Annotated in this window: 9 protein-coding genes; 3 read left to right on the forward strand and 6 right to left on the reverse strand. The window is 50.1% G+C overall.

Going from position 1 to position 9,234, the window contains the following annotated elements; translation table 11 throughout:
* Positions 1 to 210: 210 nt before the first annotated feature.
* The gene (locus tag Q0R37_RS13745) at positions 211 to 2,832 is read left to right on the forward strand and encodes a cation-translocating P-type ATPase (RefSeq protein WP_294755125.1); all 2,622 of its coding nucleotides are present in this window, start codon (positions 211 to 213) and stop codon (positions 2,830 to 2,832) included.
* A 140-nt stretch (positions 2,833 to 2,972) separates the two neighbouring features.
* Here the strand turns inward: Q0R37_RS13745 and Q0R37_RS13750 are convergent, their stop codons facing one another.
* The gene (locus Q0R37_RS13750; protein WP_294755126.1) at positions 2,973 to 3,395 is read right to left on the reverse strand and encodes a TM2 domain-containing protein; all 423 of its coding nucleotides are present in this window, start codon (positions 3,393 to 3,395) and stop codon (positions 2,973 to 2,975) included.
* A gap of 125 nt (positions 3,396 to 3,520) precedes the next feature.
* On the opposite strand from Q0R37_RS13750, the gene Q0R37_RS13755 reads away from it, so the two are divergent.
* Positions 3,521 to 3,760, forward strand: a complete 240-nt coding sequence (locus tag Q0R37_RS13755) for a helix-turn-helix transcriptional regulator (RefSeq protein WP_294755127.1) — start codon at positions 3,521 to 3,523, stop codon at positions 3,758 to 3,760.
* Between the two features lie 59 nt (positions 3,761 to 3,819).
* Here Q0R37_RS13755 and Q0R37_RS13760 read toward each other — a convergent pair whose 3' ends face one another.
* The 5 genes from Q0R37_RS13760 to Q0R37_RS13780 all read right to left on the reverse strand — a co-directional run bounded on the left by Q0R37_RS13760 (position 3,820) and on the right by Q0R37_RS13780 (position 8,352).
* Positions 3,820 to 4,167: a type II toxin-antitoxin system PemK/MazF family toxin gene (locus Q0R37_RS13760; RefSeq protein WP_294755128.1), complete on the reverse strand. Its 348-nt coding sequence runs from the start codon at positions 4,165 to 4,167 to the stop codon at positions 3,820 to 3,822.
* Between the two features lie 104 nt (positions 4,168 to 4,271).
* Complete coding sequence (locus Q0R37_RS13765; protein ID WP_294755129.1) at positions 4,272 to 4,661, reverse strand: DUF2809 domain-containing protein; 390 nt, start codon at positions 4,659 to 4,661, stop codon at positions 4,272 to 4,274.
* Entirely contained in the window at positions 4,658 to 5,857 is a 1,200-nt protein-coding gene (hydF, locus tag Q0R37_RS13770) for a [FeFe] hydrogenase H-cluster maturation GTPase HydF (RefSeq protein WP_294755130.1), read from the reverse strand. The genes Q0R37_RS13765 and hydF overlap by 4 nt, the downstream gene beginning before the upstream one ends.
* Before the next feature lie 291 nt (positions 5,858 to 6,148).
* Complete coding sequence (locus tag Q0R37_RS13775; protein ID WP_294755131.1) at positions 6,149 to 7,324, reverse strand: malic enzyme-like NAD(P)-binding protein; 1,176 nt, start codon at positions 7,322 to 7,324, stop codon at positions 6,149 to 6,151.
* A gap of 83 nt (positions 7,325 to 7,407) precedes the next feature.
* Positions 7,408 to 8,352 (reverse strand): L-lactate dehydrogenase, encoded by a 945-nt coding sequence (locus Q0R37_RS13780; protein WP_294755132.1) that lies wholly within the window; start codon positions 8,350 to 8,352, stop codon positions 7,408 to 7,410.
* 380 nt (positions 8,353 to 8,732) lie between these two features.
* Between Q0R37_RS13780 and Q0R37_RS13785 the strand changes: the two genes are divergently transcribed.
* Positions 8,733 to 9,234 (forward strand): argininosuccinate synthase domain-containing protein (locus Q0R37_RS13785; RefSeq protein ID WP_294755133.1); only part of this gene is annotated, 502 nt, incomplete at its 3' end.

Raw genomic sequence — 9,234 nt, forward strand, 5'->3', positions numbered from 1 at the left:
TTGACATCAATTAGTGTGCCGCGCAAATTCTCCGTTTTTTAAAGAATTTGCGCTCCCCGAACAGGGTTCGGGGAAATAACCGCCTTATGGCGGTTATTGAGGATACACTAATTATAGCACATGAGAACTGTAAATGCAACCTTTGCTTGTCATATTTGTCCGACTGAGGACATATCCTGTAAGGAAAAATGTCTGTGAAAGGGTGAAAATATGGGTTTAACAGAAAAGGAAGCAGAGGAAAGGCTCAGGACTGAGGGTGAGAATACCATAGGCGGGGAGCGGAAAAGCGGCCCTCTGAGGATATTCCTCGGGCAGTTCCGTGACATTATGGTCATGATACTGCTGGGAGCTACGGTGATATCGGTGTTTCTCGGGGAGATATCCGACGCGGTGACCATAATCCTCATTGTACTGCTGAACGCCGTCCTCGGATTTATACAGGAGTACCGCACGGAGCATACTCTTGAGGCTCTGCGCTCCATGACCTCTCCCACAGCAAAGTGCTGGCGCGACGGGAAGCTCCGTGAGATAGCCGCTTCACGGCTCGTAAAGGGGGACATCATAGAGCTTGAGGCAGGTGACCGCATACCTGCCGACTGTACCGTACTGCGGGCAGCAGGATTTTTTTCGGACGAATCCGTGCTGACGGGGGAATCCGTTGCAGTGGCAAAGTCCGCAGGAGCTGAGGACGACACCGACAATTCCCTGAACAAGCCCAATATCGTCTACTTCGGAGCTTCCGCAGTAAAGGGCTCGTGCCGCGGAAAGGTCATAGCAACGGGCATGGACACACAAATGGGAAAGATATCGGGAATGCTCACGGACATCGGCAGGGAGCAGACTCCCTTACAGAAGCGGCTTGCAGAGCTTGGAAAGGCAGTTGCGATAATATGCCTCATAGTCTGCGCCGCGGTCTTTGGTGCGGGAGTCCTCCGAGGAGAGAATGTTTTCGATATGCTCATGACGGGAATAACCATTGCTATTGCCGCTATCCCCGAGGGACTTCCCGCAACGGTGACTATCGCCCTTGCACTGGCGGTGAGCCGCATGATGAAGCAGAAAGTCCTTGTGAACAAGCTCCACAGCGTTGAGACACTGGGCTGTACATCGGTGATATGCTCCGACAAAACGGGAACTATCACCGAGAATAAAATGACCGTAACGGAGCTCTCAACAGCCGATGATGATTTCTTTTTCAGCGGCATGGGCTACAGAGTGAGCGGAGCTGTCACGAAAGGCGAGGATACCGCCGTTAATCCCCTTGCGGAAAGGGCTCTCACGGAAGCTCTCAGGTGCGGAGTTGTGTGCTCCACAGCGGAGATAAGCACTCAGGAAACGCCGAAAAGCCGCAACAGAGGCTCTCTCGCAGGCAGGGGAGAGTGGAGCGTTACGGGCGACCCCACGGAAGCCGCTCTCCTTATCGCGGCGGCAAAGGCTGGCATAACAAAGTCCTCGGTATCGGAGAAGTGCCGTACTCTCGGGGAGTTCCCTTTTGACAGCGAGACACGCTTCATGGCTGTACATTGCAGCTTCGGCAGCGAAAAGCGTATGTACTTCAAGGGCGCCGAGGAGATCCTTCTGCCGAGGTGCTCGCAGTATATGAACGGCAGAGGGGAGAAGGTCCCTATGACGGCGGCTTTCCGCAGAAGGCTTGAGGAAAAGGCGGCGGAGATGTCTGACAGGGCGCTGAGAGTGCTTGCGCTGGCGATGTGTGTCTCCGACGACCTCGCCCCTTACCGCGGAAGCCTTGTGTTCCTCGGCTTAGCAGGTATGACAGACCCGCCCCGTGAGGAGGCGAAAGCGGCTATACGCCGCTGTGCGACGGCTTCCGTAAAAACTGTCATGATAACGGGCGACCATAAAAATACCGCCGTGGCAGTTGCAAAAAAGGCAGGACTGCTCAAGGGCGGCATGGCTATAACAGGTGAGGAGCTGAATATGCTCTCGGACGAGGAGCTCGACCGTGATATAGGGAAATATACAGTATTCGCCCGCGTAGAGCCTGTACATAAGCTCCGTATAGTACGCAGCTTTAAGCGGCGCGGCGAGATAGTCACCATGACAGGTGACGGAGTGAATGACGCTCCTGCGGTAAAGGAAGCCGATGTGGGCGTAGCTATGGGAGTTACGGGCACTGACGTCACAAAGCAGGCAGCCGATGTAATACTTATGGACGACAACCTTGCTACCCTTGTCAGCGCCGTGGAGCAGGGGCGGTGTGTTTATGCAAATATCCGCAAGTTTGTGCGGTATCTGCTGTCCTGCAACATAGGCGAGGTACTGACCATGTTTCTCGGGATAGTCATGGGTATGCCTATAGTGCTTCTCCCCGTGCAGATACTCCTCGTGAACCTCGTTACGGACGGTCTGCCTGCAATAGCTCTTGGCATGGAGCGGCCCGAGAGCGATATAATGAGCCGTCCGCCGAGGCGCTCCGACGAGGGATTTTTCGCAGGGGGACTGATGTGGAGGATAGTCATAAGAGGCATATTTATCGGGCTTTCCACCCTTGCCAGCTTTACCACGGTCATGCACCTGGGGAGCTCTGCGGAGGCCTGCCGTACTGCGGCGCTCATTACTCTTGTGGTGTCTCAGCTCATACACGTTTTCGAGTGCCGCTCCGAGAGCCGTTCCCTTTTCAGTATGAATCCCTTCGGCAATATGAAGCTTGTGGGAGCAGTTCTCGTCTCGGGAGCAGTCCTTGCGGCGGCAGTGCTTGTTCCGCAGATGCAGGTTATATTCAGCACTGCTGCTCCGAGTATGGCGGAGCTGTTCATAGCACTGGGATTCAGTGCGGCAGTCCCCCTTGTCAGCTCGGTCATCAGCCGTTAGCCTGTATGGACGCACAGTGTGCGCCCGCTGTCCGCGCAAAAAAACAGAAAACGCCCGTAATTTTTAAATTACAGGCGATTTCTGTATTAATACCTTTAGAGAAGATTACAGATTAATAATGGAAATACTTATTTTTGTTTTTAAACCAATGGATTACCATTTGCGTCCTTATTCATACTGCCTGTAAGAATAAGAATACCTTCTATTAATCCCCATATGGCGCTTGCAACTGCAAATATGCCGCAACTCAAAACCGAAATCAATAATTGAGCTATTGCTTTATTTGTGTAGCCAAGATAGAAATTATGAACGCCGAATACTCCGAGGAATATTCCCAATAAACCTGCGGCTATCTTTGATTTGCTTCCTGTAGCCTCTTTAGGCTCGTTGGTCTTAGAAACATTTGCGATTGCACAGCCGCAAGACATACAAAAGGCAGCGTCTGAATCAGTTTCTTTTCCGCAGTTATGGCAATATTTGTTTCCTACCCCTTTTTGAACTCCACATTTAACACATATAGTTGCTAAATCGTCCATTGTGTTTCCGCAGTTTTTACAATACATATAACGACCCCCTGTCTGTATAAGTATTTCCTAATGATATTATAACACATATGTATTCACAATGTCAACATATGTATTCAATGTTAACAAAAAATTCGTATATCATATTATCATGAGGTGATAATATGTATATGCCAACACTTGACCCGAAAACAGTGGGCGAAGTTATCGCGGAGTTCCGCAAGAAAAAGGGAATATCGCAGGAAGTCATAAGCGGACTTGCAGACATCGGACGCACACACCTCAGTGCCATAGAGCGCGGCGAGCGCAAGCCCACCCTCGAAACTCTTTACCGTATCGCAAACGCTCTTGACGTGAAAATGAGCGATATCGTGGTCGCTATCGAGGAAAAGCTTGAAGAATAGACAAAAGGCGGACAAAAAGTCCGCCTTTTTTGCAGGGCGGATATTGTCCGCCCGTAAAATCATATTTCCAGCCCGAAGCTTATGGAAAGAGCCGTATTTACCTTATCCATGGAGTTAAGGTCCAACTCACCCATTTTGTCTTTCAGACGCTTTTTGTCTATGGTGCGTATCTGCTCCAGCAGAACTATGCTGTCCTTTGCGAGACCGCACTGGTCTGCCTGTACCTCTATGTGCGTAGGCAGGCGGCTCTTGCCGCGCTGACTGGTTATGGCAGCCGCTATAACTGTGGGACTGTGCTTGTTCCCCACGTCGTTCTGGACTATAAGTACAGGTCTGATGCCGCCCTGTTCAGAGCCTACAACGGGACTGAGGTCGGCGTAATAAATTTCTCCTCTTCTGACGGACATGATGTTTTCTCCCGATATATAATGAATTTGTTGTTATTATTATTGCCTTTGAGACTGCGTTTATGCAGTCCCTTTTCATTATATGCTTTCGGGAGGATTTCTGTCTATGCGTCCTTGCGGCGGGACAGCCTGTCAAACAGCCATATTTCGAGGAAAGTAATGGCAGTTCCCGCGATATAGCTCCACAAGTCCTCAGGAGCGTAGCTCGTACCAATGATGATACGAAGAAGCTCATTCTCAACACCGAGGACATCGGCTATATGCGCTTTTTGCAGGAACTCCACCGCAAATGAAAATGCAAGTATTCCTACAGCAACAGCGTAGGAGCTGAACCTTTTCGGCACAAACGAGCGGAACAGGCAGTACAGCACCCATACGATTATCACGTCGCCCACGTATGAGCGTATGAAATTGCTGAAATAAAACACGCCGATGCATACCTCAGCTGTCACAAGGAGAACAAAGCCGATGATATACGGCAGTCGGGCTTTCATTCTATCTCTCCTGCGAGGTCGGGGAATATGCCTAGACTGCGTCTGAGTATGCCGTTCATCATGGCGAGAGCTATGCCGTAATTGGTGAACGGTACGTTCTGATCCTCTGCGGACTTCCGCCTGTATACCATTTCACGCTCATTGAGCATACAGCTGCCGCAGTGTATCACAAGGCTGTATTTCGACAGGTCCTCGGGGAATTCCCGTCCCGAGCTCAGTTCTATGTTCAGGTTCTTCCCCGTAGTTTTTTTCAGCAGGGCGGGGAGCTTCACACTGCCGATATCTCCGCACTGACGGTGGTGGGTGCAGCCCTCGGAGATTAGGACGGTATCGCCGACATTCAGCGTTTTTATGGCAGCTGCGCCCTTTACGGAGGTCTCAAGGAAGCCCTTGTAACGCGCCATGAGTATTGAAAACGAAGTGAGGGGAACACTCTCGGGAACTATTTTGCTCACCATTGCGAAGGCCTGACTGTCGGTTATGACCATTTTCGGCGGAGCAGAGAGCTTTTCAAGAGTTTCCGCAAGCTGAAATTCCTTGGTGAAAACTGCCATTGCGTCTGCGTCGAGTATGTCGCGCAGGGTCTGCACCTGAGGCAGTATCATTCTGCCCTTGGGAGCAGACGCGTCTATGGGAGTTACAAGCACCACCATATCTCCTGCACTGAGCATATCGCCTATGATGCGCTTTTCCTGTGAGGGGAGCTTTGCAAGGGCGGCGATACGTTCCTTCAGCTCATAGATGTTCTTGCCCGTTAGAGCGCTGACTTCTATTTCATTGTCCTGACAGACGCGCTTTTCGGCGATATCGGACTTGTTGTACACTGTGAGAAAGGGGATATCCTTTTCCCTGAATATGCCGATGAGCTGACGCTCGGTGTCGGTAAGTCCAACAGAGCCGTCAACTATGAGCACGGCAAGGTCCGTGCGGTTGAGTATCTGTTTCGTTTTGCGGACTCTCAGCTCCCCGAGAGCTCCCTCGTCGTCAAAACCGGGGGTGTCTATTATCACAACAGGGCCGAGAGGGAGGAGCTCCATTGCTTTTGTGACGGGGTCTGTGGTAGTTCCCCTGACGTCTGAGACTACGGACAGCTCCTGACCCGTAACAGCGTTTACCACGCTGGATTTGCCTGCGTTTCTCCGTCCGAAAAAGCCTATATGTACTCTTTCCGAGGAGGGTGTGTCGTTTAAACTCATATTTATCATTCCTTTGTAGGGAACGCCGTCCTCGGCGTTCCGAGTTATTAGTGGTTAGTGCATAGTGTAGGGGCGCATATTGTGCGCCCGTCAATGCGTAATTCGTAATGCGTAATTGTAGGGGCGGCGTTCCGCCGCACGTGATGATCAGCATTATCCTGCGGGCGAACACTGTTCGCCCCTACATTCTCAACTAAACAAAAAGCCGCAGAGCGAAAAGCTCCACGGCTCAATTATAACATAAAAGCTTTTTTTCTGCAAGCAATTATGCATTATGCATTGCATTATGCATTATATTCTTGCAACACCTGTATCTCTTGCAGCCTGAGCAACAGCCTTTGCAACTGCCTGTGCTACGGTCTTGTCAAGAGCGCTGGGGATAATGTAATCAGCGCTGAGCTTGTCGTCTGTAACGAATGAAGCTATAGCCTTTGCGGCAGCTATCTTCATAGCGTCGTTGATATCGCTTGCGCGAACGTCGAGAGCTCCGCGGAAGATACCGGGGAATGCGAGTACGTTGTTGATCTGGTTGGGGAAGTCGCTTCTTCCTGTGCCGACTACGGCTGCGCCTGCTTCCTTTGCGAGGTCGGGCATGATCTCGGGAGTCGGGTTAGCCATGGGGAAGAGTATAGGCTTGTCAGCCATTGACTTTATCATTTCGGGAGTTACGCAGTTAGGAGCTGAAACGCCGATGAATACGTCTGCACCCTTGATAACCTCTTCAAGGCTGCCCTTTCTCATCTGCTGATTTGTTATCTCAGCCATTTCGTCCTTGACGGGGTTCATGCCCTCGGGACGGCCCTTGTAGATAGCTCCGTTTCTGTCGCAGAGCACAACGTCCTTGAGTCCCATTGAGATGAGGAGCCTGATGATAGCGATACCTGCTGCGCCCGCACCGCTTGTAACTACTCTTATCTCGTCAAGCTTCTTGCCTACTACCTTGAGAGCGTTGAGCATAGCTGCAAGAGTAACGACAGCAGTACCGTGCTGATCATCGTGGAATATCGGTATATCACAGCAAGCCTTGAGCTTCTTCTCTATCTCGAAGCAGCGGGGAGCTGATATGTCCTCAAGGTTTACTCCGCCGAAGGAGCCTGCCAGGAGACGTACTGTATTTACGATGTCGTCAACTTCCTTTGAGCGGACGCAGAGAGGAACTGCGTCAACGTCGCCGAAAGCCTTGAACAGCGCGCACTTGCCTTCCATAACGGGCATACCTGCCTCGGGTCCGATATCTCCGAGACCGAGAACTGCTGTACCGTCTGTTACTACGGCAACGAGGTTTGAACGGCGTGTGAGCTCGTAGCTCTTGTCAACGTCCTTCTGTATTTCGAGACAGGGCTGTGCAACACCGGGAGTGTATGCAAGTGAGAGGTCGTCTCTTGTTTCGAGGGGAGCGCGGCAGATAACTTCGATCTTGCCCTGCCACTCCTTGTGCTTTTTAAGGGATTCTTCTGCGTAATTCATGAGATAAGTGTCCTTTCATTATACTTGGTTTCAAAAAAGCGGAGAACAGTCTGCTCTCCGCGAAAAAACGTATTTGCGGTTTCTCAGAAATTTATCTGGTCGAGAACTGCCTTGAGAGCCTTGGCACTTGCCTGGAGCTTTAAGATCTCCTCGTCTGTGAGCTTCGGAGAAACTTCTCTTTCGATACCGTTGCTGCCGATAACACACGGGAGACTGAGACATACATCGTTGATGCCGTATCTGTCGTTAATCATTGTGGAAACCGTGAGGATATTCTTTGAGTCACGGAGAACGGTGTCGCATATCTTGTTGACGCTCATGGCGATAGCGTAGAATGTAGCGCCCTTTCTCTTTATTACCTCAGCGCCTGCGCTGCGTACTTCCTGTATTATCTCTTCCTCGTCGAGGTCTGCGTGATCCTGATCCGCACAGTACTCGTCAACGGGAACGCCTGCGATATTCATTATAGACCACGGGATGAACGAAGAATCACCGTGCTCGCCGAATACATAAGCGTGGATGCTGTTCGGACTGAGACCTACGTGATCTGCGATTATGGAACGAAGTCTCGAGGTATCGAGAGCCGTACCCGAACCGATGACCTGATTTGGCTTGAGGTCTGTGCACTTGAGGATAGTATATGTAAGGATATCAACGGGATTGCTGACAACTACATAGATGGCGTCGGGAGCATATTTAGCTACCTGCGGCATAACTTCCTTGATGATATTTACGTTTGTCTGAGCAAGGTCGAGACGTGTCTGACCCGGTTTTCTTGCAAGACCGAGCGTAACTACGACGATGTCGGAGTCCTTTGCGTCCTCGTAGCCGCCGTCGAATACCTCTACGTTCTCACCGAAGGATACGCCCTGACGGATATCCATAGCCTCGCCCTTAGCCTTAGCCTTGTTGATATCAACGAGAACGATGTCCGAACACGTTCCTGCAACAGCGAATGTATAAGCTACAGAAGCGCCGACGTTGCCTGCGCCGAGTATAGTTATCTTTGTACCGTTTTTCTCAGCCATAATGTTTAACCTCCGTAATGTTTGGAAAGCTCTGCCTGTATCTCTTTAGCACTTTGCAGAGCGATATGTACTTTCATTATAATGGCAAAAGCAAAAAATATCAAGAAAAAAAGCTTCTTTAAAATAAAAATCGTAATTTCGTACAAAACAAACAGGGATTTAACATAGCTTTTTAACTCCGGGAATAATAGGCAGGAAAATAGGCAGTACCAAAAAACGAGGGGTTAGAATGAATAATATGCGGCAAAACGTGAATAAAACAAAAAATAATGAATATTTATTCAAAAATACTTGACAATATTTTACTATGTAGTATAATAGTGTTATATCGCTAATCCGCGCTGCACAAAAGCAGCGATAATATTCAGGAGGTAATCACAATGGCTAACAAAAAGGATATCAAAAAGGTAGTTCTCGCATATTCGGGCGGACTCGACACATCCATAATCATCCCGTGGCTCAAGGAAAACTACAACAACTGCGAAGTTATCGCTGTTTCGGGCGACGTAGGACAGGGCACGGAGCTTGACGGACTTGAGGAGAAGGCTATCAAGACAGGCGCTTCCAAGCTCATCATCGCAGACCTTAAGGAAGAGTTCATACAGGACTACGTTTATCCTACAGTTCAGGCAGGAGCTATATACGAGAACAGATATATGCTCGGTACTTCCTTTGCTCGTCCCATAATCGCAAAGCGCATCGCAGAGATCGCACTTGCAGAGGGCGCTGACGCTATCTGCCACGGCTGCACGGGAAAGGGCAACGATCAGGTAAGATTTGAGCTTGCTATAAAGGCTTTCGCTCCCGAAATGGCTATCATCGCTCCCTGGAGAGAATGGGACATCAAGAGCCGTGACGAGGAGATCGACTACGCAGAGGCTC

Origin of the sequence: uncultured Ruminococcus sp., assembly GCF_946415235.1 — a bacterium.
Taxonomy (GTDB): domain Bacteria; phylum Bacillota; class Clostridia; order Oscillospirales; family Ruminococcaceae; genus Ruminococcus.

Bases quoted from the DNA above. Each gene is read 5' to 3' on its own strand.
- Q0R37_RS13745 (WP_294755125.1), top strand. From the start codon at position 211: ATGGGTTTAACAGAAAAGGAAGCAGAGGAAAGGCTCAGGACTGAGGGT.
- Q0R37_RS13750 (WP_294755126.1), bottom strand. From the start codon at position 3,395: ATGTATTGTAAAAACTGCGGAAACACAATGGACGATTTAGCAACTATA.
- Q0R37_RS13755 (WP_294755127.1), top strand. From the start codon at position 3,521: ATGTATATGCCAACACTTGACCCGAAAACAGTGGGCGAAGTTATCGCG.
- Q0R37_RS13760 (WP_294755128.1), bottom strand. From the start codon at position 4,167: ATGTCCGTCAGAAGAGGAGAAATTTATTACGCCGACCTCAGTCCCGTT.
- Q0R37_RS13765 (WP_294755129.1), bottom strand. From the start codon at position 4,661: ATGAAAGCCCGACTGCCGTATATCATCGGCTTTGTTCTCCTTGTGACA.
- hydF (WP_294755130.1), bottom strand. From the start codon at position 5,857: ATGAGTTTAAACGACACACCCTCCTCGGAAAGAGTACATATAGGCTTT.
- Q0R37_RS13775 (WP_294755131.1), bottom strand. From the start codon at position 7,324: ATGAATTACGCAGAAGAATCCCTTAAAAAGCACAAGGAGTGGCAGGGC.
- Q0R37_RS13780 (WP_294755132.1), bottom strand. From the start codon at position 8,352: ATGGCTGAGAAAAACGGTACAAAGATAACTATACTCGGCGCAGGCAAC.